The 21,699-nt window shown below is 58.7% G+C and carries 17 protein-coding genes; 3 read left to right on the top strand and 14 right to left on the bottom strand.

What is annotated here, in order from left to right:
- Positions 1-95: 95 nt before the first annotated feature.
- From EQV96_RS05185 to EQV96_RS05150, 8 genes are all read right to left on the bottom strand, one after another.
- On the bottom strand, positions 96-518 hold the full coding sequence (locus EQV96_RS05185; protein WP_095003299.1) for a GNAT family N-acetyltransferase: 423 nt from the start codon (positions 516-518) through the stop codon (positions 96-98).
- Entirely contained in the window at positions 511-1,677 is a 1,167-nt protein-coding gene (locus tag EQV96_RS05180) for a cupin domain-containing protein (RefSeq protein ID WP_095003298.1), read from the bottom strand. The genes EQV96_RS05185 and EQV96_RS05180 overlap by 8 nt, the downstream gene beginning before the upstream one ends.
- Before the next feature lie 83 nt (positions 1,678-1,760).
- Positions 1,761-3,131, bottom strand: a complete 1,371-nt coding sequence (gene purB, locus EQV96_RS05175) for an adenylosuccinate lyase (RefSeq protein WP_016780205.1) — start codon at positions 3,129-3,131, stop codon at positions 1,761-1,763.
- 127 nt (positions 3,132-3,258) lie between these two features.
- The gene (gene hflD, locus EQV96_RS05170) at positions 3,259-3,882 is read right to left on the bottom strand and encodes a high frequency lysogenization protein HflD (protein ID WP_095003297.1); all 624 of its coding nucleotides are present in this window, start codon (positions 3,880-3,882) and stop codon (positions 3,259-3,261) included.
- The gene (gene mnmA / locus EQV96_RS05165) at positions 3,879-5,012 is read right to left on the bottom strand and encodes a tRNA 2-thiouridine(34) synthase MnmA (RefSeq protein WP_095003296.1); all 1,134 of its coding nucleotides are present in this window, start codon (positions 5,010-5,012) and stop codon (positions 3,879-3,881) included. Before mnmA ends, hflD begins: the two co-directional genes overlap by 4 nt.
- Positions 5,013-5,071: 59 nt before the next feature.
- Positions 5,072-5,518: an NUDIX hydrolase gene (locus EQV96_RS05160; RefSeq protein ID WP_095003295.1), complete on the bottom strand. Its 447-nt coding sequence runs from the start codon at positions 5,516-5,518 to the stop codon at positions 5,072-5,074.
- Between the two features lie 194 nt (positions 5,519-5,712).
- Positions 5,713-7,935, bottom strand: a complete 2,223-nt coding sequence (locus EQV96_RS05155) for an NADP-dependent isocitrate dehydrogenase (RefSeq protein WP_095003294.1) — start codon at positions 7,933-7,935, stop codon at positions 5,713-5,715.
- A 440-nt stretch (positions 7,936-8,375) separates the two neighbouring features.
- Positions 8,376-8,654 (bottom strand): cold shock domain-containing protein, encoded by a 279-nt coding sequence (locus EQV96_RS05150; protein WP_095003305.1) that lies wholly within the window; start codon positions 8,652-8,654, stop codon positions 8,376-8,378.
- Positions 8,655-8,884: 230 nt separating this feature from the next.
- Here EQV96_RS05150 and clpS point away from each other — a divergent pair, with 230 nt between their 5' ends.
- A complete protein-coding gene (clpS, locus tag EQV96_RS05145; protein WP_016780211.1) occupies positions 8,885-9,247 on the top strand; it encodes an ATP-dependent Clp protease adapter ClpS in 363 nt (120 codons plus the stop codon).
- Positions 9,248-9,276: 29 nt separating this feature from the next.
- Positions 9,277-11,547, top strand: a complete 2,271-nt coding sequence (gene clpA, locus EQV96_RS05140) for an ATP-dependent Clp protease ATP-binding subunit ClpA (RefSeq protein ID WP_095003293.1) — start codon at positions 9,277-9,279, stop codon at positions 11,545-11,547.
- A gap of 207 nt (positions 11,548-11,754) precedes the next feature.
- Here clpA and EQV96_RS05135 read toward each other — a convergent pair whose 3' ends face one another.
- The 6 genes from EQV96_RS05135 to aat form a co-directional block, all read right to left on the bottom strand.
- Positions 11,755-13,383, bottom strand: a complete 1,629-nt coding sequence (locus EQV96_RS05135) for a Na/Pi cotransporter family protein (RefSeq protein ID WP_095024122.1) — start codon at positions 13,381-13,383, stop codon at positions 11,755-11,757.
- Positions 13,384-13,461: 78 nt separating this feature from the next.
- Complete coding sequence (mgtA, locus tag EQV96_RS05130) at positions 13,462-16,176, bottom strand: magnesium-translocating P-type ATPase (protein ID WP_240881517.1); 2,715 nt, start codon at positions 16,174-16,176, stop codon at positions 13,462-13,464.
- A 227-nt stretch (positions 16,177-16,403) separates the two neighbouring features.
- Entirely contained in the window at positions 16,404-16,643 is a 240-nt protein-coding gene (locus EQV96_RS05125) for a hypothetical protein (protein ID WP_095003290.1), read from the bottom strand.
- 516 nt (positions 16,644-17,159) lie between these two features.
- Positions 17,160-17,378 (bottom strand): translation initiation factor IF-1, encoded by a 219-nt coding sequence (gene infA / locus EQV96_RS05120; protein ID WP_002553999.1) that lies wholly within the window; start codon positions 17,376-17,378, stop codon positions 17,160-17,162.
- Positions 17,379-17,476: 98 nt separating this feature from the next.
- Positions 17,477-18,184: an arginyltransferase gene (locus EQV96_RS05115; protein WP_240881516.1), complete on the bottom strand. Its 708-nt coding sequence runs from the start codon at positions 18,182-18,184 to the stop codon at positions 17,477-17,479.
- 57 nt (positions 18,185-18,241) lie between these two features.
- The gene (gene aat / locus EQV96_RS05110; RefSeq protein ID WP_095003288.1) at positions 18,242-18,919 is read right to left on the bottom strand and encodes a leucyl/phenylalanyl-tRNA--protein transferase; all 678 of its coding nucleotides are present in this window, start codon (positions 18,917-18,919) and stop codon (positions 18,242-18,244) included.
- A gap of 368 nt (positions 18,920-19,287) precedes the next feature.
- Between aat and ftsK the strand changes: the two genes are divergently transcribed.
- Positions 19,288-21,690 carry a DNA translocase FtsK gene (ftsK, locus tag EQV96_RS05105; RefSeq protein WP_095003287.1) on the top strand — a complete coding sequence of 801 codons (2,403 nt, stop codon included), beginning with the start codon at positions 19,288-19,290 and terminating at the stop codon, positions 21,688-21,690.
- Positions 21,691-21,699: the final 9 nt, after the last annotated feature.

The following is a 21,699-nucleotide window of genomic DNA, read 5'->3' as shown; positions in this document are numbered from 1 at the left end:
CTGCTGTGGGAGCGAGCCTGCTCGCGAAGTTCTCAAGAGTGCCGCGCTAGCAGCCTTCGCGAGCAGGCTCGCTCCCATAGAGATGGGCGTGGCAGTTAGCTCACCCGCACCATATCAACGTGGGGAATCCCTGCTTCGAGGAATTCATCGCTGACGATCTTGAAGCCAAGGCGCTCGTAGAAGGGTGTGGCATGCACTTGGGCGCTGAGCATTTGTTGCTTGAGGCCACGTTTTTCGGCTTCAAGAATCGTGGCCTGCATCAGTGCGTCGCCAACCTTCAGGCCGCGCCAGTCCTTGAGAACCGATACGCGGCCGATATGGCCGTCCGGCAGGAGCCGGGCGGTACCAATCGGGAAGTCGCCTTCATAGGCCAGAAAATGCACGGCATCGGCATCGTCTGCATCCCACTCCAGTTCTGGAGGTACAGATTGTTCGGCAATAAATACCGCCTCACGAATGCGTCGAAGTTCGGCGTTGTCCTTTTGCCAGTCGGCGACACGTACGTGAATGCTATTCATCAGCGAACCCCAGGCTTCCTTGTTTAACCAGCTCGCAGAGCAGGTTGCGTCCATCTTCATCGGCCAGCCATGTGCCGAGGTTGTCACTGTGCAGCGCGTCGGCGGCACAGATCATTTTCAGCAGTTCGCGCAGCTTGCCCGGCAGCAGGCGGCTTTGGCCGCTGGCGAACAACAACAGGTCGTCATCGACCTCGGACCATGCCAGGCGTGCGCTCGGGTTGCGGATCAGGATCGCGCCCTGTTCCAGGCTACCCAGCAGGTCTTCTTCTTCGAGTTCAGGGCCGACCACGAGTTCCGGATAACGTGGCTCGGTCATGAACTGGCCGAACCAGGTCAGCAGCATGCGCTCGTCGCTCATGTGCTCGGTCAGCAGGCTCTTGAGGCGATCAAGGGCGTCGTGCTGGATCTGGTGCGGGTCGCTGACCGGTTGAGCGTCAGCGTCGGTGTAGCGATCTTCGTCCGGCAGGTACTGGCTGAGGAAGTCGGTGAAGTGGGTCAGTACTTCAGCGGCGCTCGGTGCACGGAAGCCCACCGAGTAGGTCAGGCAGTCGTCTACGGCTACGCCACAGTGGGCCAGGCGCGGTGGCAGGTAGAGCATGTCGCCGGGCTCAAGGGTCCACTCGTCGGTGGCCTGGAAATCAGCGAGGATACGCAGGTCCGCGTGCTCCAGCAGCTTGCTGTCGGAGTCGCACATCTGGCCGATCTGCCAGTGACGCTTGCCATGACCCTGCAGCAGGAACACGTCGTAGTTGTCGAAGTGCGGACCAACACTGCCACCTGGGGCGGCGTAGCTGATCATCACGTCGTCGATACGCCAGCTCGGCAGGAAGCGGAAGTTTTCCAGCAGTTCATTGACTTCAGGCACGAACTGATCAACGGCCTGCACCAGCAGAGTCCACTCGCGCTCTGGCAGTTTGCCGAATTCGTCTTCGGCGAACGGACCGCGGCGCAGTTCCCATGGGCGCTCGCCGTGTTCGATGATCAGGCGCGATTCGACTTCTTCTTCAAGGGCCAGACCGGCCAGTTCGTCGGCGTCGATCGGGCTTTCGAAGTCAGGAATTGCCTGGCGCACCAGCAGCGGTTTTTTCTGCCAGTAGTCGCGCATGAACTCGCGCGCAGTGATGCCGCCCAGAAGTTGAAGAGGAATGTCAGGATTCATGTGTAACCTATTGAAAAATTGCACTTTGTAATCGGGAATAAAAACGCCCGGCACGGCCGGGCGTTAATAGGTCGTTGCAGCGATCAGATGCGCTTGGCTTGCTCGACGGCGTTGCCAATGTAGTTGGCCGGAGTCAGCAGCTTCAGCTCGGCTTTGGCCGCTTCCGGCATTTCAAGGCCGTCGATGAAAGTTTGCAGTGCTTCAGGGCTGATGCCCTTGCCGCGGGTCAGCTCTTTGAGCTTTTCGTACGGGTTTTCGATGTTGTAACGACGCATCACGGTCTGGATCGGCTCGGCCAGGACTTCCCAGCAGGCGTCCAGGTCAGCAGCGATTTTCTGTGCATTCAGTTCAAGCTTGCTGATGCCCTTGAGGCTGGCTTCGTACGCGATCACGCTGTGAGCAAAGCCCACGCCGAGGTTGCGCAGTACGGTGGAGTCGGTCAGGTCGCGCTGCCAGCGGGAGATTGGCAATTTGCTGGCCAGGTGCTGGAACAGGGCGTTGGCGATACCCAGGTTGCCTTCGGAGTTTTCGAAGTCGATCGGGTTGACCTTGTGCGGCATGGTCGAAGAACCGATTTCGCCGGCAATGGTGCGCTGCTTGAAGTAGCCCAGGGAGATGTAGCCCCAGATATCGCGATCGAAGTCGATCAGGATGGTGTTGAAGCGGGCGATGGCGTCGAACAGCTCGGCAATGTAGTCGTGCGGCTCGATCTGGGTGGTGTATGGGTTGAAACCCAGGCCCAGCTCGTCTTCGATAAAGGCGCGGGCGTTTTCTTCCCAGTCGATCTGCGGGTAGGCCGACAGGTGGGCGTTGTAGTTGCCCACGGCGCCGTTGATCTTGCCCAGCAACGGTACAGCAGCGACTTGAGCGATTTGACGCTCCAGACGGTAGACCACGTTGGCCAGCTCTTTGCCCAGGGTGGTCGGCGAAGCCGGTTGACCGTGGGTGCGGGACAGCATGGGTACGTCGGCGAACTTGATCGCCAGTTCGCGGATGGCTTCTGCGGTTTGACGCATCAGCGGCAGCATCACGTCATCACGACCTTCACGCAGCATCAGGGCGTGGGACAGGTTGTTGATGTCCTCGCTGGTGCAGGCAAAGTGGATGAACTCACTGACGTTGGCCAGTTCAGGCAGCTTGGCGGCCTGTTCTTTGAGCAGGTACTCAATGGCCTTCACGTCGTGGTTGGTGGTGCGCTCGATCTCTTTGACGCGTTCGGCGTGCTCAAGAGAGAAGTTCTCGGCCAGTTCATTCAGAACGGCGTTGGCTTCGGCAGAGAAGGCCGGGACTTCAGGGATGGCAGCGTGGGCGGCCAGGCGCTGGAGCCAGCGAACTTCAACCAGAACGCGAGCACGGATCAAGCCGTATTCGCTGAAAATTGGGCGCAGGGCCTGGGTTTTGCCGGCGTAGCGGCCGTCAACAGGGGAAACCGCAGTGAGCGAAGAGAGCTTCATGGGGTGTTCTCGGACAGTCGGGCAACGAAATGGGGCGCGTATCATACATGAAAAAACGGCCGGTCCGTTGCCAAGTGACCGGCGTCATACGCGTATCGATTTTAAATTCTGTGCCTGCCGGCGTGTTTCAGTTGCCGCGCAGCATCGGGTAAAGCTCTTTGAGCAGCTTGCGTCGGCTGATGACCAGCTGCCAGCGGTGGCCGCCCAATTGGCGCCACAGCCTTGCGCAGCGGATACCGGCCAGCAGCAGGGCGCGAATTTTTGCCGCGTTGTTCGGTTGTTGCAGGTTGCGCATGTCGCCGTGTACCTGGATACGCTGGCGCAGGGTGCTCAGGGTGTCCTGGTACAACGCGCCACAGGCGGCCACCACGTTTTCATGGGCCGGGCCGAAATGCTCGACCTGGGACTGGATCTGCGGCAGGCGCTTGCCGATCAGCTCCAGCATGTCGTCCCGCTTGGCCAGTTGGCGCTCAAGGCCGAGCATCGACAGTGCGTAACGCAGGGGCTCGCGCTGCAGGGTGTTGGGATCGCGCTCAAGAGCACCGATCAGGGCACGATAGCCTTCGCGCAGGTTGATGTCGTCGCCGCCAAAGACTTCCAGGGTGTCCTTGGGGTCACGCACCAGCAGGCTGCCGAGCATGCAGCTCAGGTCGGCTTCGCTGACCTGGCCGGTCTTGGCAATTTTATCCACCAGCACCGCGGCCAGAAATACGCCGCCGAGGGCTACCAGTTGCTCCTGAGTGGCGTTCATGGGCGTTTGCCCTTGCTCGACCAGGGCTCGGCCACTTCTATCACGCCGCCGCCCAGGCAGACTTCGCCGTCGTAGAACACCACGGACTGGCCGGGGGTGACCGCGCGTTGCGGGTCGTCGAAGGTGGCGCGGTAGCCGTTGGCGGTTTTTTCCAGGGTGCAGGGCTGATCGCTCTGACGATAGCGAACCTTGGCCGTCAGGCGCAGCGGGGTGCTCAGGTCGATCGGATTGACCCAGTAGATCTCGGAGGCGAGCAGGGCGCCGGAGAACAGCCACGGGTGGTCGTTGCCCTGGCCGACGATCAGCTCGTTGTGCTCCAGATCCTTGACCAGCACGTACCACGGCTCGTCGCTGGCGTCCTTGAGGCCGCCAATGCCCAGGCCCTGGCGCTGACCGATGGTGTGGTACATCAGGCCATGATGGCGGCCGATCACTTCACCTTCTGTGGTCTTGATCTCGCCCGGCTGTGCCGGCAGGTATTGCTTGAGGAAGTCGCTGAAGCGGCGTTCGCCGATAAAGCAGATCCCGGTGGAGTCTTTTTTCTTCGCGGTGGCCAGATCGTGTTTTTCCGCAATGCGGCGCACTTCCGGTTTTTCCAGCTCGCCTACCGGGAACAGGGTGCGGGCGATCTGTTCGCCGCCGACGGCGTGCAGGAAGTAGCTCTGGTCTTTGTTCGGGTCCAGGCCCTTGAGCAGCTCGGTACGGCCGTCAATGTCGCGACGGCGCACATAGTGGCCGGTAGCAATCAGGTCGGCGCCCAGCATCAGGGCGTAGTCCAGGAAAGCCTTGAACTTGATTTCGCGGTTGCACAGGATGTCCGGGTTCGGCGTGCGACCGGCCTTGTATTCGGCCAGGAAGTGCTCGAACACGTTGTCCCAGTACTCGGCAGCAAAGTTGGCGGTGTGCAGCTTGATGCCGATTTTGTCGCACACGGCCTGGGCGTCTGCCAGATCATCCATGGCGGTGCAGTAATCCGTTCCGTCGTCTTCCTCCCAGTTCTTCATGAACAGGCCTTCCACCTGGTAGCCCTGCTCCATAAGCAGAACGGCGGAAACGGAAGAGTCGACACCGCCGGACATGCCGACGATGACGCGCTGTTTTTCGGGGGCGACTAGGGCTGGATCACGCATAAGGATTCAATGAGTGTCTTGAAAAAGGACGCGATTCTAGCAGGCCCGAGCGCTCAAGGCTAAACCGAAGGGCGGATTAACGTCAGGTCGAACAGTTTGCCGCCCAGATAATCATCGATGCACTGCAGGGTCAGCTCGCTGCGCCAGCGTTCGCGCTGTGCAAGCAGTTCGTCGCGAGTCAGCCACAGCGGGCCAATGATGCCGGTGTCCAGCTGGTAGTCGGGGTGGTGCTTGAGCGCCTTGCCGGCAAAGCAGATGCGCTGGTAGGTCACGCCGTTGCTGGGAGCGGTGTAGAGGTAAATGCCGATCACACCGGTCAGTTCGACGTCATAGCCGGTTTCTTCGAGGGTTTCGCGGATGGCGGCCTCGATCAGGCTTTCGTCGGGGTCCAGATGACCGGCCGGTTGATTGAGCACGGCGCGGTCGCGCTTGAGTTCTTCGACCATCAGGAAGCGGCCATTGTCTTCGACGACAGTGGCGACGGTGATGTGGGGTTTCCATTCCATGGGGTGGGTCTCGGTTTATAGGTGGATGCATATCCCCTGTGGGAGCGGGCTTGCTCGCGATGCAGGCGCTTCGGTCTGTGCTTTTTACGCGGTGATGCTATCGCGGGCAAGCCCGCTCCCACCGGGTTTGTGTAGGCCGTAAAAACACAAACCCCGGCGTCGTGGGCCGGGGTCTGTGGTGTTGCCTGTTGCCCTTACACCGAAGCGATGATCGCGTTCAGTGTGGCGCTAGGGCGCATTACTTTGCTTACCTTGTCGGCATCGGCGTGGTAGTAACCACCGATATCGACCGGCTTGCCCTGCACGGCGTTGAGTTCGGCAACGATTTTTGCCTCGTTCTCGGCCATGGCTTTTGCTACTGGAGCAAATTGGGCTTGCAGCTCTTTGTCTTCAGTCTGGGCAGCCAGGGCTTGTGCCCAGTACAGCGCCAGGTAGAAGTGGCTACCGCGGTTGTCGATGTTGCCGACTTTGCGCGATGGCGATTTGTTGTTGTCGAGGAACTGACCGGTAGCCTGGTCCAGGGTCTTGGCCAACACCAACGCTTTCGGGTTGTTGTAGGTTGTGCCCAGGTGCTCCAGGGAAGCCGCCAGTGCCAGGAACTCACCCAGCGAGTCCCAGCGCAGGAAGTTTTCTTCCAGCAACTGTTGAACGTGCTTCGGGGCCGAGCCGCCGGCGCCGGTTTCGAACAGGCCGCCGCCATTCATCAGCGGTACGATCGACAGCATTTTGGCGCTGGTGCCCAGTTCCATGATCGGGAACAGGTCGGTCAGGTAGTCACGCAGCACGTTGCCGGTTACCGAGATGGTATCCAGGCCAGCGCGGGTGCGCTCCAGGGTGAACTTCATGGCCTCTACCGGCGCCATGATGCGAATGTCCAGGCCGCTGGTGTCGTGATCTTTCAGGTAGGTTTCAACCTTTTTGATCATTTCGGCGTCGTGGCTACGCTTTGGATCGAGCCAGAACACGGCCGGAGTGTTGCTGGCGCGGGCACGGTTGACGGCCAGCTTGACCCAGTCGCGGATCGGCGCGTCTTTGGCCTGGCACATGCGCCAGATATCGCCTTCCTCGACGTTCTGTTCCATCAGCACGTTGCCGTTGCTGTCAGTTACCCGCACAACGCCCGGGGTCTTGATCTGGAAAGTCTTGTCGTGGGAACCGTACTCTTCGGCTTTTTGCGCCATCAGGCCAACGTTTGGCACGCTGCCCATGGTGGTCGGATCGAAGGCGCCGTGTTTCTTGCAGTCTTCGATGGTGGCCTGGTAGATGGTGGCGTAGCAGCGATCCGGGATCACGGCCTTGGTGTCTTGCAGCTGGCCTTCGGTGTTCCACATCTTGCCGGAATCACGAATCATGGCCGGCATCGAGGCGTCGACGATTACGTCGCTCGGCACGTGCAGGTTGGTGATGCCTTTGTCGGAGTTGACCATGGCCAGCGCAGGGCGGTTGGCGTACACGGCTTCGATGTCGGCTTCGATTTCAGCCTGCTTCTCGGCTGGCAGCGCCTTGATGCGGGCGTACAGGTCGCCGATACCGTTGTTCAGGTTGAAACCGATTTCTTTGAGGACGTCAGCGTGTTTTTCCAGCGCATCCTTGTAGAACTCGGCCACGATCTGACCAAACATGATCGGGTCGGAAACCTTCATCATGGTGGCTTTCAGGTGAACCGAGAACAGTACGCCCTGCTTTTTGGCGTCTTCGATTTCGGCCGCTACGAACTCGCGCAGGGCTTTTTTGCTCATGACCGAGCAATCGATGATCTCACCGGCCTGGACGGCGGTTTTTTCTTTCAGGACGGTGGTGGTGCCGTCTTGAGCGATCAGTTCGATTTTAACGCTGCCCGGTGCTTCGATCAGAGCGGCTTTTTCGCTGCCGTAGAAGTCGCCTTCGCTCATGTGAGCAACGTGGGACTTGGAGTCTGCAGCCCAAGCGCCCATTTTGTGCGGGTGCTTGCGCGCGTAGTTCTTGACCGACAGCGGTGCGCGGCGGTCGGAGTTGCCTTCGCGCAGTACCGGGTTTACGGCACTGCCCATCACTTTGCTGTAACGCGCCTTGATTTCTTTTTCAGCGTCAGTGGTGACGGTTTCCGGGTAGTCCGGGATGTTGAAGCCCTGCGCTTGCAGTTCTTTGATCGCGGCCTGCAACTGCGGGACCGAGGCGCTGATATTGGGCAGCTTGATGATGTTGGCTTCAGGGGTAACGGCCAGGGCGCCCAGTTCGGCGAGGTGGTCTGCTACAGCCTTGTCACCCAATTGCTCGGGGAAGCTTGAGAGGATGCGGCCAGCCAGAGAGATGTCGCGCGTTTCAACGGCGATATCGGCGCTGGCGGTAAACGCCTCGATGATAGGCAGCAGTGAATAGGTGGCGAGCGCCGGAGCTTCGTCGGTGAAGGTATAGATGATCTTCGAACGGTTGGGCATTTCGGATTAACTCTCTTCTTTGCTGAGCGTGCTCAGATACTCGAGATGCGCAGGGTAGGCGCTTTCGTTCACAGTGAACAATGAGCCGAAAGTCGAGGTTCTTCGCGGTGATGTGAATGCATCAGTAGAGCGTCAAGCGGTCGGGCCGGGGTAACGGCCCAGCCTTTCTAGGCCTGAAAGACTCATTCCAGCATGTGTTTGCAGGTGACTCCATGGTCACCGGCGCAGTATACATAGGTCACCAAGGTTGCTGCGAGGGGGGCGGCCTAACACGAATCATCCATTGGTCTAAGTCCCTGCGGCAAAATGCCCTGATTTTTCGCGGTTTGCCCCGTGATTACGGGGTTTTTCGGCAACCTCAATTTTTCCTCGTGATGGCACGGGCATAAAAAAACCGGCCGATTCGCATGATCGAATCGGCCGGTTTCTTGGGCAGCGGGTCAGACCGGGAGGCTGGTCACCTCTTGCGCGGTCGCTGAAGCGCTGGCTGGAACTTGAGCGTTGGTGATTGCAACAGCATGCAGGCCCTTGGGGCCCTGGATTATTTCGAAGCTCACGGGTTGGCCTGCCTTGAGCGTCTTGTAACCGTCCATCTGGATTGCCGAAAAATGCGCAAAAAAGTCGATCGGGTTTCCGTGTTCATCGATGCCTTCCTTGGCCTGCGTATTAATGAAGCCGAAGCCTTTGGCGTTGTTGAACCACTTGACCTTGCCTTGCATACTCATATCCCTCTGCTGCAAACAACTCCATCACTGGAGTATCATCCAGTCAACTCGCACAGAAACCAGTAAAAGTGGTTGACTGCGCGGACCATTTTTCCCCACTGTGGGTACTATATGGTTGTAACACCGTTTTACCGATAGTCAAGGTCACGCGGCGGCGGTGTTGAAATTTGACACCTTTGCCTCCATCACTGTAGTTGCACAACCAACGACGAACCTTTCTTTCCATGCATGCAATCAGCCAGACTCGACTAACATTTAATCAGGATCACCCCGATTTTGATGACGAAGACTCCGCTGGCTTGGCTGTGCAAGAGGCTAAGCCTGCGCTTCAGGCGCCGCCGATGTACAAGGTGGTTTTGTTTAATGATGACTACACGCCAATGGATTTCGTTGTAGAGATCCTTGAGGTGTTTTTTAACTTGAATCGCGAATTGGCGACCAAGGTCATGCTGGCCGTCCATACAGAAGGACGGGCTGTGTGCGGCATCTATACCCGCGACATTGCCGAGACCAAGGCAGCGCAGGTAAATCAGTACGCACGTGAAAGCCAGCATCCGCTACTCTGTGAAATCGAGAAGGACGGTTAACGCCGACCACTTGGGTATGAGGTGAAGCCATGTTAAATCGCGAGCTCGAAGTCACCCTCAATCTTGCCTTCAAGGAAGCCCGCTCCAAACGTCATGAATTCATGACGGTTGAGCACCTCCTTTTAGCGCTTCTGGATAATGAGGCGGCCGCAACCGTTCTACGCGCCTGTGGCGCAAACCTCGAAAAACTCAAGCATGACCTGCAAGAGTTTATTGATTCCACAACCCCCCTGATCCCCGTCCATGACGAAGACCGCGAAACGCAGCCAACCCTGGGTTTTCAGCGGGTCTTGCAGCGTGCCGTGTTTCACGTGCAGAGCTCCGGCAAGCGTGAAGTCACCGGCGCCAATGTGCTGGTAGCCATCTTCAGCGAACAGGAAAGCCAGGCCGTATTCCTGCTCAAGCAACAGAGCGTGGCGCGCATCGATGTGGTCAACTTTATTGCCCACGGCATCTCCAAGGTGCCCGGGCATGGCGAGCACAGCGACAGCGATCATGAGATGCAGGATGAAGAGGGCGGCGAATCGTCGTCTTCCAGCAATCCTCTGGACGCTTATGCCAGTAACCTGAATGAACTGGCCCGCCAGGGCCGGATCGATCCGCTGGTAGGTCGGGAAATGGAAGTTGAGCGTGTCGCCCAGATCCTGGCGCGTCGGCGTAAAAACAACCCGTTACTGGTGGGTGAGGCAGGCGTGGGTAAAACCGCGATTGCCGAGGGTCTGGCCAAGCGCATCGTCGATAACCAGGTGCCTGACCTGCTGGCTAACAGCATCGTCTACTCCCTGGATCTCGGCGCCTTGCTGGCAGGTACCAAGTACCGTGGCGATTTCGAGAAGCGCTTCAAGGCGCTGCTGGGCGAGCTGAAGAAACGCCCGCAAGCGATCCTCTTTATCGACGAAATCCATACGATCATCGGTGCCGGTGCGGCTTCGGGCGGGGTGATGGATGCGTCCAACCTGCTCAAGCCGCTGCTGTCTTCGGGTGACATTCGCTGCATCGGTTCTACCACGTTCCAGGAATTTCGCGGGATCTTCGAAAAAGACCGCGCCCTGGCGCGCCGTTTCCAGAAAGTCGACGTATCCGAACCTTCGGTTGAAGATACCATCAGCATTCTGCGCGGGCTTAAAGGTCGTTTCGAGCAGCACCATGGCATCGAGTACAGCGATGAAGCCCTGCGCGCAGCGGCGGAGCTGGCCTCGCGCTATATCAATGACCGGCACATGCCCGACAAGGCCATTGATGTGATCGACGAGGCGGGTGCCTTCCAGCGTCTGCAACCGGTTGAAAGCCGGGTTAAACGCATTGAAGTCGCGCAGGTTGAAGATATCGTGGCGAAAATCGCCCGTATTCCGCCTAAACACGTCTCGGTCTCGGACAAGGAGCTGTTGCGCAACCTCGAGCGCGACCTGCGCCTGACCGTGTTCGGCCAGGATGCGGCAATCGATTCGTTGTCCACGGCAATCAAGTTGTCCCGTGCGGGGCTCAAGTCGCCGGACAAACCGGTCGGTTCGTTCCTGTTCGCAGGCCCCACCGGTGTCGGTAAAACCGAGGCAGCACGCCAGTTGGCCAAAGCTTTGGGTATCGAGCTGATTCGCTTCGACATGTCCGAGTACATGGAGCGCCACACCGTATCGCGTCTGATCGGTGCGCCTCCGGGCTATGTCGGTTTCGATCAGGGCGGTTTGCTGACCGAGGCCATCACCAAGCAACCTCACTGCGTACTGCTGCTCGATGAAATCGAGAAGGCGCACCCTGAAGTCTTCAACCTGCTGCTGCAGGTCATGGACCACGGCACGCTGACCGACAACAACGGGCGCAAGGCGGACTTCCGCAACGTGATCGTCATCATGACCACCAACGCCGGTGCCGAAACCGCCTCTCGGGCTTCGATGGGCTTTGCCCATCAGGATCATGCTTCCGATGCCATGGAAGCGATCAAGAAGAGCTTCACCCCCGAGTTCCGTAACCGTCTGGACACCATTATCCAGTTTGGTCGCCTCAGCCATGAGGTTATCAAGCATGTGGTGGACAAGTTCCTTACCGAACTGCAGGCGCAGCTGGAAGACAAGCACGTGCAGCTCGAGGTGTCGGATGCGGCGCGTGGCTGGCTTGCAGCGGGTGGTTATGACGCGCTGATGGGGGCACGGCCGATGGCCCGTTTGATCCAGGACAAGATCAAGCGTCCGTTGGCTGAGGAGATTCTCTTTGGTGAACTGGCCGATCATGGCGGTGTGGTACACATCGACCTGGAAAACGGCGAGTTGACCTTCGAGTTTGAAACCGCAGTCGAAATGGCTTGATGTAACACCCTAGTCATAAAAGGCGCCTTCGGGCCAGTGACGATCAGTTGGGCGGGATGCAAAATCCCTGTGGGAGCGGGCTTGCTCGCGATTGGAACAGCGCGGTTTGATAGTTGAACCGCGTCGTCTGTATCGCGGGAAAGCCCGCTCCCACAATGCCCATGACTGGTTTGCATTGGTGCTTGGGCGCCTTTTTGCTGTCTGCGATCAAGCGGCCTGGGCCGACGCGGTATTGCGCTCCAGTACCGTATAGCCGAGTGCGGCAATATGATGATGGACGCGTCGGTAGTCGCGCAGCACCCGCTGGAAGATATCCCCGGATTCGGCCCAGGCCGTCTTGTCGTTCTGCAGCTTGCGAAAGTGCTCGCGGCTGGCGCTGGCTTCCAGCTTGCGCACGGTCTCCTTGTGGCCGATCAGAGCCTTGGCAGCGCTCACGTCCTCACGCAAAAACGCGGTAATGGCCAGGTTCAGGCTGTCCAGCAGGGCCAGGTGCATGGCCTGGATCTGGATCAGTTCGAATGAGGAAAAGCGTTCGCCACGGCGTGTGCGGCGAACAGCCAGTTGCGCGAGGTTGCCGAGGATGTCGCCGGCGTGCTCAAGGTTGATCACGAACATCAGCACTTCCTGGGCGCGATCGGCATCGTCATCGCTCAGGCCATCCTGGCCAATGTCTGCAAGATAGGCGCGGATCGCGGCACTTAGCAGGTCGATGGAGTGATCCAGTTGGCGCACCTTGTCCGCTGTGTCCGGATCGGGTTTCTCGAACAGCTGCAACACCTGGTTGAGCATCAGCGAGGTCATGTCCGCCAGGCGCAGGGCTTCGCGTACGGCATTGGACAGGCCGATATTGGCCACTTCAAGCCCGGCCTCGTCCAGGTATTGCGGCATGCCGGGGTCTGCTGGTGGCTCCTGCTGGGGAAACAGGTAAGTCAGCAGGCGTGCGCAAGGTTCGGTCAGGCCGATAAACACCACGGCCAGCAGCAGATTGAACGCGGTATGCAGGTAAACCACCCAATGTGCCAGGCCGATATCGCTGCGAGCCAGCAAGTTGGCTATCAGCGGCAGGCAGGGCAGCAGCGCCAGGGAGCCCAGCAGGCGCGCCAGCAAGTTGCCCATAGGCAGACGTCGCGCCACTGGCGAACTGGCGCTCATCACGGAGGGCAAGGCGCCGCCGATATTGGCGCCGAGCATCAAGGCGATGGCGGTGGCGGGCGTCATCAGGCCAGCACCTGCCAGCGAGGCGATCAACAGCACCACCGCGACGCTGGAGTGGCAGATCCAGGTCAGCAGCACGGCAGCGACCACCGCGATGATCACATCGCCTTCCAGGCTTTGCATGATGGCGCGAAACACCGAGGTGGCTTCCATATGGCCCAGAGTGGCGCTGAGCAAGCCCAGGGCCAGCAGCATCAGGCCCAGGCCTATCAGTGCGCAGCCGACGCTTTCAAACCGCGAATCATCGCGCAGGCGAAAGACGATATAACCTGTCAGCAAAGTCACCGGCATTGCCAGCGAGGTATCAAAACTCAGCAGTTGTACCACCAGGGTCGAGCCGATATTGGCCCCCAGCATCACGGCCAGGGCGGGCGCCAGGCCCAGGGTGCCAGCTGCAGTAAAGGACGTGGCCATAAGGCTGACCGCCGTACTGCTTTGCAGTACGCCGGTAATGCCGATGCCGCTGATCAGTGCCATCCAGCGGTTATTCAGATTGCGCCCCATCCAGTTGCGCAGCTGGGTGCCAAACCCGCGCAGCAGGGCCGTGGAAATCATATGGGTGCCCCACAGCAAAAGTGCGATGGCGCCCGCGAGGTTGAGTAACAGAGTGGTTCCCGACATGAGGAATCTCCACAGAACACGCATTCATTTTTTGCGCGCGGGCTGGCGCGGTGTGGCGCCGGCCCGCGTTGTTTCAACTCAGTACCACTGCTTGAAACGGCGGATGTAGATCGTTTTCATCAGTTGCGCGACACAGCAATAGCTGAACAGGGTGGCCACCAGCCAAGGGAAGTACGACAACGGCAGTGGTTCCAGGCCCACCATGGTGCCCAGGGGCGAGAACGGTACGTAGATACCCAGCACGATCACGATGAGGGTCATCATGATCACCGGCCATGCTGCAGTGCTCTGGAAGAACGGAATCTTGCGCGTGCGCAGCATGTGCACCACCAGGGTTTGTGACAGCAGTCCCTCAATAAACCAGCCGGACTGGAACAGGGTCTGCATTTCCACGCTGTTGGCCGAGAACACGTACCACATCAGGGCGAAGGTAGTGATGTCGAAGATCGACGACGTTGGCCCGATCCAGATCATGAAGCGGCCGATGTTCTTGGCGTCCCACTTGCGCGGTTTTTGCAGGTATTCCCTGTCCATCTTGTCCCACGGCAAGGCCAGCTGGGAGATGTCGTACATCAGGTTTTGCAGTAGCAGGTGGATCGACAGCATTGGCAGAAAAGGGATGAAGGCGCTGGCTACCAATACCGAGAACACGTTGCCGAAGTTCGAACTGGCGGTCATGTTCAGGTACTTCATGATATTGCCGAAGGTCTCGCGCCCCTTGAGTACGCCTTCTTCGAGCACCATCAGGCTCTTTTCCAGGAGGATGATGTCAGCCGACTCCTTGGCGATATCCGTGCCGCTGTCTACCGAAATGCCTACGTCGGCATCGCGCAGGGCTGGCGCGTCATTGATACCGTCACCGAGAAAACCGACGGTATGGCCATTGGCTTGCAGCGCTTTCAGCACCCGGGATTTTTGCAGTGGGGTGAGCTTGGCAAACACCGTGCGCTGCTCAACCTCCAGTTGCAGTGCGGCGTCGTCCATTGTTTCGATTTGTGGCCCAAGCAGTGGCGTGCCTGGCTCCAGGCCCACCTGCCGGCAGATTTTGCCGGTGACTACAGCGTTGTCGCCGGTCAGCACCTTGATCGCTACGCCGATTTCTTGCAGGGCTGCAATCGCCGGCCCGGCAGTTTCCTTTGGTGGATCGAGGAAGGTGAGCATGCCGCGGATGACCAGGTCGCGCTCGTCTGCGGTGTTGTACTGCTTGTGCGCCTGTGCCTTGGGGATTTCGCGGGTGGCGACCAGCAGTACGCGGAAGCCGTCCTCGTTGTACTCGTTGGCCAGGGCCAGCAGTTGCTCGCGGCGTGTGGGGTCCAGAACCACGCGGGTGTCGCCTTCCATGACATGGGTGGCGATGCCGAGCATTTCTTCGACTGCGCCCTTGCACACCAGCAGGTGGTCGCCACGGTTGTCCTTGACGATGATCGACAGGCGCCGCCGTACGAAGTCAAAGGGCAGTTCATCGACCTTGCTGTAGTTGTGCGGCGCGTTGAATTTTGGGTCCTGCAGGGCAAACTGCACCACGGCCTGATCCATCAGGTTGCGGATGCCGCTTTGGTGATGGCTGTTGAGCCAGGCCAGGGCCAGTACCGACTCATCGCGCTGGCCACTGGCGTCGATGTGATGCTCGAGGATGATGTGATCCTGGGTCAGGGTGCCGGTCTTGTCGGTACACAGCACGTCCATCGAGCCCAGGTTCTGGATGGCATTGAGGCGTTTGACCACCACCTTGCGTTTGGCCATGGCCGTTGCGCCCTTGGCCAGGTTGGCGCTGACAATCATTGGCAGCATTTCCGGGGTCAGGCCCACGGCCACTGCCAGGGCAAACAGGAAGGCATCGCCCCAGTCGCCCTTGGAGAAACCATTGAGGAAAAACACAATGGGCACCATAACCAGCATAAAGCGGATCAACAGCCAGCTGACGCTGTTGACTCCGCGATCGAACGCGGTTTGCGTGCGCGAGCCGACGATGGCCTTGGCCAGCGAGCCAAAGTAGGTGCGCGGGCCGGTGGCCACGACTACGGCGCGAGCAGTGCCACTGACCACGTTGGTGCCCATAAAGCAGATATTGGGCAGATCCAGCAGGTTGCTCTGGTCGGCGGCGGTGCTGGAGGCGGACTTTTGTGTCACATCGCCCAGGGTGTCGTACTTCTCCACCGGCAAGGCTTCGCCGGTGAGCACGGCCTGGCTGATAAACAGATCGCGGGACTCGATCAGGCGAATATCCGCCGGGATCATATCGCCGGCCGACAGCTGCACGATATCGCCGGCCACCAGTTCGCGCATCGGTACTTCGTGCACCGAGGTGCGGGTACCGCTGTTGTCGCGCCGCACCACGGTCGCGGTGGTGCGGACCATGACCTTGAGGGCTTCGGCGGACTTGGCCGAGCGGTGCTCCTGCCAGAACCGCAGCAGGCTGCTGAGGCCAACCATCAGGCCAATGATGATGACTTTGGTCAGGTCGCCTTCTTCGCCATCGCGTTCTGGCAGCCAGTAGTCAGTGACAAAGCTGATCACACCCAGGGTCAGCAGCACATAGATAAAAGGGTTATGCAGGGCCAGCAGAAACTGCACCAGTGCGTGAGGCGGCTTGTCGTGAGCCACTTCGTTGTAGCCATCGCTTTGCAGGCGTTCAGTGGCTTCCTGCTCGGTCAGGCCTGCGGTAGTGGCGCGTACATTGGCCAGGGTGGCTGAAAGGCCGTTTTGTGCTTCCCGAGCGGCACGCATGGACAGTTTATTGCTGTCGCTGGCGCTGTTCTTGTCCCGAACTTTAGTATTTTTTACGGCGCTCATGATGAGTACTCCTGTCGCCAACTCTTGACCGGGCATATATTGAATGGCCTTTTAACAGGCGTGCCAATGTATGCCGAGTCGCAAACTTCGCAATCGGTTTAATTGAAGTGTTAAGTGCGCTTTAAAGTCCCGCTGCTGCGAAGTAATTAATACGCGGGCAGCGGGTGACTACTGGCTTCTTCCATAAGGAACTCCAGTGGGTTGGCAGGGTTTTAATTAATTATGAATCAGCGCAAGAACCGACTCTGCGGGTCCTGGGTGTCGGCCATGCTCCAGCGCTGCTCCAGTTGGCCTGTGGCAGGGCTGACGCGCCAATGCACCTGGCGGTGCGCAGGTTTTGCGTCGGCAACGGATGTGGAAAAGGGTGAGCGGGTCGAGCGGGCCAGGGTGGGCTCGCGTGAAAGTTTCACGCGCATGCTTGAGGCAAAGGCTTGAACGCCGGGTAGTACATGGGTTTTAAAGGTCATAACACACCTCGTGACCGGACTGTCGCCGGTGAGGTCGTTACGATGGAGCGTCAGGCTCTAGCGCAGTTGACCCCGCCGTGCAGGCGAGTCCTGTCAATGTCTGGATTTAGCGCCCGGATCGCCGTAGTGACGGTGACCGGACAGCGACTAGATACTGTGTCCATTGGCTTCTTTTGTGAAGTTTATAGGCGGCCTGAATGACCGGCCTGTGCAATCTACTCAGGCCGCGGGTGCAAGTCAATGTTTAAACCCGGCAAGTGTGGCTGGTACAGCCAGGGTTCAGGAAGTTTGGAAGTTAGGTTTGGGTATATAGCTAATAAGACAAAACAGTTACAGGAGTTCAAACTTTATATGTTGAGCCCTGATTGTGGGAGCGAGCCTGCTCGCGAAGGGATCACTGCGGTTTGCCCGAAAAATTGCGTCGTTTGCTTCGCGAGCAGGCTTGCTCCCACGGCAGGCTCAAATCGCAGACAAACAAAAACGCCCGGCAGAGCCGGGCGTTTTGTATTGACTTGCTTAGCGAGCGCGGTAAGTGATGCGCCCTTTGCTCAAGTCATAGGGCGTCAGCTCGACGCGCACTTTGTCACCGGTAAGAATACGAATGTAGTTCTTGCGCATCTTGCCGGAGATATGCGCGGTTACGACGTGCCCATTTTCCAACTCCACACGAAACATGGTGTTGGGCAGGGTGTCGACGACAGTGCCTTCCATTTCGAAGCTGTCTTCTTTCGACATGCAGTAAAGCCCTCGGTGTCCAATGAATGGCCCGGTGCAACTGCGCCAGGCAAAAGCGGCGTGCATTGTGCCCGAAAAATGGGGGTTAAGCCAAGGGTTCAATCAAGAGAGCTCCATCTCTGATTGATTAAGAGCTCAATGGGCCGATATTCGGTCTTGTAATTCATCTTCTTGCAGTTCTTGATCCAGTACCCCAGATACAGCGCATCCAGCTCCAGGCGGCGCGCTTCGGCGATTTGCCAGAGGATTGCATAGCGCCCCAGGCTGCGCCGCTCTTCGTCGGGATCGTAGAAGGTGTAGACCGCCGACAGGCCATTGGGCAGCACGTCCGTGACGGCGACCGCCAATAAACGGCCATCAAGGCGGAATTCGTAAAATCTGGAAAACGCCAGGTCGCGCACCAGGAAGGCCGAAAATTGATCGCGACTGGGCGGGTACATATCGCCATCGGCATGGCGCTGCTCGATATAGCGCTGGTAAAGATCAAAGTTCTCTTCACTGAACGCCGGTTTTACCGCCTCTACCTGCAAGTCGGCATTGCGCTTGAAAATGCGTTTTTGCTGGCGGTTGGGCAGGAAGCGGGCAACCGGGATGCGCGCCGGGGTGCAGGCATCGCACTTCAGGCAATGCGGGCGATAAAGATGGTCGCCACTGCGCCGGAAACCCATCTCGGACAAATCGGCATAAACCTGCACATCCATCGGCTGGCTGGGGTCGAGGAACAGCGTGGTTGCCTGTTCGCCAGGCAAGTAGCTGCATGCGTGAGGTTGAGTGGCATAAAACTTCAAGCGCGCCAACTCGGTCATGATGAACCCTCGGAAAATCTTTAAATTAAGTGTAAGCCAGCGCGCAAAAGTCGCCTACTAAACCCACTGCGCAGTTGTGGGAAGATCCAGATGTTTTTGCAAATACTCGGCAAATATCTGGCGCGGGATTGAACGCGCACCCAGGCTTTGCAGGTGATCTGTAGGCATCTGGCAGTCAATCAGCACAAACCCCCAGGCCTGCAGCTGTCTGACCAGCGTGGCGAAGCCGAACTTTGAGGCGTTGTCGGCACGGCTGAACATGGACTCGCCAAAAAACAACTGGCCCATGGCCAGGCCATACAAACCGCCCACCAGCTCACCGTTGTCCCAGACTTCCACCGAATGGGCATGGCCGCGGGCATGCAGTTCGATATAGGCGTTTTGCATGTCGTCGGTAATCCAGGTGCCATCCGCATAGTCTCGTGGAGCGGCACAGGCCTGGATCACGGCTGCGAAGTCGCGGTCAAAACTCACCTGGTAGCGTTGCTTGCGCAGCAGTTTGCCCAAACTGCGGGAGATATGCAGCTCTTCGGGAAACAGCACCGTGCGCGGATCAGGCGACCACCACAGGATTGGCTGGCCCTCGCTGAACCACGGAAAACAGCCATGGCGATAGGCCTGGATCAGCCGGTCGGCGGACAGGTCACCGCCAGCGGCCAGCAGGCCGTTGGGTTCGCGCATGGCGTTGGCCAGTGGCGGAAATGTCAGGGTGTCGCGTTTTAACCAGGTCAGCATGGCATTGAGTCTTGCACAAGAAGGGGAGGGCGGCTGCAACTCTGTCACGCAAGTGCGGTCTCAGTCGATCTGCCAGTTAATTACAAGCTGTGTTTTGGTGGTGGTATAAGTCTTTGTCACAAAAGGTAATACATGCTCAAATTGGCGCTTCCCGGCGAGTTATGGCCAGCATGGCATCAGCGGCTCAAACCCGTACAATGGCCTGCCTGTATGAGCTGATCTAAACTGCTCCACGTTGCAGCACGCAATAATAAGGGCAGGGCTCATTTCAAGTCCGAACTTGTCGTCTGCTCGCTATGAGCAGTATTTTGCAGTCACATTAGTCAATTAATAGTTGGGCGCGCCACAGGCGCAGGAAAAGACCCGTTTTGAAGAAATCCACAGCAGCACCCAAAGCAGTTCCTCTCTGGCGTCAGCAATTGCACTACCGGCTCAAGGAAGGTGCATTGATCGCTATCGGCGCCCTGTGCCTGTTCCTGATGATGGCCCTGCTGACCTATGGCAAGGATGACCCCGGCTGGAGCCATAACAGCCGGGTTGTCGATGTACAGAACTTCGGCGGGCCAGCCGGCTCCTACAGTGCCGACATCCTGTTTATGGTGCTGGGTTACTTTGCCTATATTTTTCCGCTGCTGCTGGCGGTCAAGGCCTACCAGATCTTCCGCGAGCGGCATCAGCCCTGGCAGTGGAGCGGCTGGCTGTTTTCGTGGCGGCTGGTCGGCCTGATTTTTCTGGTGCTCTCCGGTGCGGCGCTGGCCCATATCCATTTTCACTCTGCCTCGGGTCTGCCTGCGGGGGCGGGCGGTGCGCTGGGCGAAAGCCTGGGCGACCTGGCCAGGAATGCACTGAATATCCAGGGCAGTACCCTGCTATTGATTGCCTTGTTCCTGTTTGGCCTGACGGTGTTTACCGACCTGTCATGGTTCAAGGTCATGGACGTGACGGGCAAGATCACCCTCGACCTGTTCGAGCTGATCCAGGGCGCAGCCAACCGTTGGTGGGCCGAACGTAACGAGCGTAAGCAACTGCAGGCCAAGCTGCGCGAAGTGGATGCCCGGGTCAATGAAGTGGTCGCGCCAAGCGTTTCCGACAAGCGTGAGCAGGCCAAGGCCAAAGAGCGCCTGATCGAGCGCGAGCAGGCGTTGAGCAAGCACATGTCCGAGCGTGAAAAACACGTGCCGGCAGTGATTGCCCCGGCACCGCCCAAGGCGCCCGAGCCGAGCAAGCGCGTGCAAAAAGAGAAACAGGCGCCGTTGTTTGTGGACAGCGCGGTTGAAGGTACCTTGCCGCCGATCTCGATTCTGGATCCGGCCGAGAAAAAACAGCTCAATTATTCCCCCGAATCCCTAGCGGCCGTTGGCCACTTGCTGGAAATCAAGCTCAAGGAATTCGGCGTCGAAGTGACGGTGGATTCCATCCACCCGGGCCCGGTGATTACCCGTTACGAAATTCAACCTGCTGCTGGCGTAAAGGTCAGCCGCATTGCCAACCTGGCCAAGGACCTCGCGCGCTCGCTGGCCGTGACCAGTGTGCGGGTGGTTGAGGTCATTCCTGGCAAAACCACCGTCGGTATCGAGATTCCCAACGAAGACCGCCAGATCGTGCGCTTCTCCGAAGTGTTGTCGACCCCTGAGTACGATAACGCCAAGTCGCCGGTAGCTCTGGCCCTGGGCCATGACATTGGTGGGCGGCCGGTGATCACCGACCTGGCGAAAATGCCGCACTTGCTGGTAGCCGGTACTACCGGTTCTGGTAAGTCTGTAGGCGTTAACGCCATGATCCTGTCGATCCTGTTCAAGTCTGGCCCGGAAGACGCCAAACTGATCATGATTGACCCGAAAATGCTTGAATTGTCGATCTACGAAGGCATCCCGCACCTGCTGTGCCCGGTGGTAACGGACATGAAGGACGCCGCCAACGCCCTGCGCTGGAGCGTTGCCGAGATGGAACGCCGCTATAAGCTGATGGCCAAAATGGGCGTGCGTAACCTCGCCGGCTTCAACCAGAAGGTCAAGGACGCTCAGGATGCCGGCGAGCCGCTGGTCGATCCGCTGTACAAGCGCGAAAGCATTCACGACGAAGCACCGTTGCTGGTGAAGTTGCCGACCATCGTGGTAGTGGTCGACGAATTTGCCGACATGATGATGATCGTCGGCAAGAAAGTTGAAGAATTGATCGCCCGTATTGCCCAGAAGGCTCGGGCTGCGGGCATCCACTTGATCCTCGCGACCCAGCGCCCGTCGGTGGACGTGATTACCGGCCTGATCAAGGCCAACATCCCGACCCGCATGGCGTTCCAGGTATCGAGCAAGATCGACTCGCGTACCATCATCGATCAGGGTGGCGCCGAGCAACTGCTGGGTCACGGTGACATGCTCTATATGCCGCCAGGTACCAGCTTGCCGATCCGGGTTCATGGCGCGTTTGTGTCCGACGATGAAGTTCACCGCGTGGTTGAAGCCTGGAAGCTGCGCGGCGCTCCGGACTACAACGAAGATATCCTCAACGGTGTTGAAGAGGCGGGCAGCGGCTTTGAAGGCGGTGGCAGCGAAGGTGGGGACGACCCTGAAACGGATGCCTTGTATGACGAAGCCGTACAGTTTGTACTGGAAAGCCGTCGTGCCTCCATTTCTGCTGTACAACGCAAATTGAAGATCGGTTACAACCGCGCTGCGCGAATGATTGAATCCATGGAAATGGCCGGGGTCGTAACCTCTATGAACACTAATGGCTCGCGCGAAGTACTGGCGCCGGCCCCGATGCGCGATTGATCAGCCCCA

Source organism: Pseudomonas sp. TMW22080 (genome assembly GCF_022496745.1).
Lineage (GTDB): Bacteria > Pseudomonadota > Gammaproteobacteria > Pseudomonadales > Pseudomonadaceae > Aquipseudomonas > Aquipseudomonas bubulae.
This window is presented reverse-complemented; position numbering and strand designations above follow the sequence as displayed.

What these genes read in the sequence shown, in the direction of transcription:
- EQV96_RS05185 (WP_095003299.1), bottom strand. Translation starts at nt 518, where the DNA reads ATGAATAGCATTCACGTACGTGTCGCCGACTGGCAAAAGGACAACGCC.
- EQV96_RS05180 (WP_095003298.1), bottom strand. Translation starts at nt 1,677, where the DNA reads ATGAATCCTGACATTCCTCTTCAACTTCTGGGCGGCATCACTGCGCGC.
- purB (WP_016780205.1), bottom strand. Translation starts at nt 3,131, where the DNA reads ATGAAGCTCTCTTCGCTCACTGCGGTTTCCCCTGTTGACGGCCGCTAC.
- hflD (WP_095003297.1), bottom strand. Translation starts at nt 3,882, where the DNA reads ATGAACGCCACTCAGGAGCAACTGGTAGCCCTCGGCGGCGTATTTCTG.
- mnmA (WP_095003296.1), bottom strand. Translation starts at nt 5,012, where the DNA reads ATGCGTGATCCAGCCCTAGTCGCCCCCGAAAAACAGCGCGTCATCGTC.
- EQV96_RS05160 (WP_095003295.1), bottom strand. Translation starts at nt 5,518, where the DNA reads ATGGAATGGAAACCCCACATCACCGTCGCCACTGTCGTCGAAGACAAT.
- EQV96_RS05155 (WP_095003294.1), bottom strand. Translation starts at nt 7,935, where the DNA reads ATGCCCAACCGTTCGAAGATCATCTATACCTTCACCGACGAAGCTCCG.
- EQV96_RS05150 (WP_095003305.1), bottom strand. Translation starts at nt 8,654, where the DNA reads ATGCAAGGCAAGGTCAAGTGGTTCAACAACGCCAAAGGCTTCGGCTTC.
- clpS (WP_016780211.1), top strand. Translation starts at nt 8,885, where the DNA reads ATGCATGCAATCAGCCAGACTCGACTAACATTTAATCAGGATCACCCC.
- clpA (WP_095003293.1), top strand. Translation starts at nt 9,277, where the DNA reads ATGTTAAATCGCGAGCTCGAAGTCACCCTCAATCTTGCCTTCAAGGAA.
- EQV96_RS05135 (WP_095024122.1), bottom strand. Translation starts at nt 13,383, where the DNA reads ATGTCGGGAACCACTCTGTTACTCAACCTCGCGGGCGCCATCGCACTT.
- mgtA (WP_240881517.1), bottom strand. Translation starts at nt 16,176, where the DNA reads ATGAGCGCCGTAAAAAATACTAAAGTTCGGGACAAGAACAGCGCCAGC.
- EQV96_RS05125 (WP_095003290.1), bottom strand. Translation starts at nt 16,643, where the DNA reads ATGACCTTTAAAACCCATGTACTACCCGGCGTTCAAGCCTTTGCCTCA.
- infA (WP_002553999.1), bottom strand. Translation starts at nt 17,378, where the DNA reads ATGTCGAAAGAAGACAGCTTCGAAATGGAAGGCACTGTCGTCGACACC.
- EQV96_RS05115 (WP_240881516.1), bottom strand. Translation starts at nt 18,184, where the DNA reads ATGACCGAGTTGGCGCGCTTGAAGTTTTATGCCACTCAACCTCACGCA.
- aat (WP_095003288.1), bottom strand. Translation starts at nt 18,919, where the DNA reads ATGCTGACCTGGTTAAAACGCGACACCCTGACATTTCCGCCACTGGCC.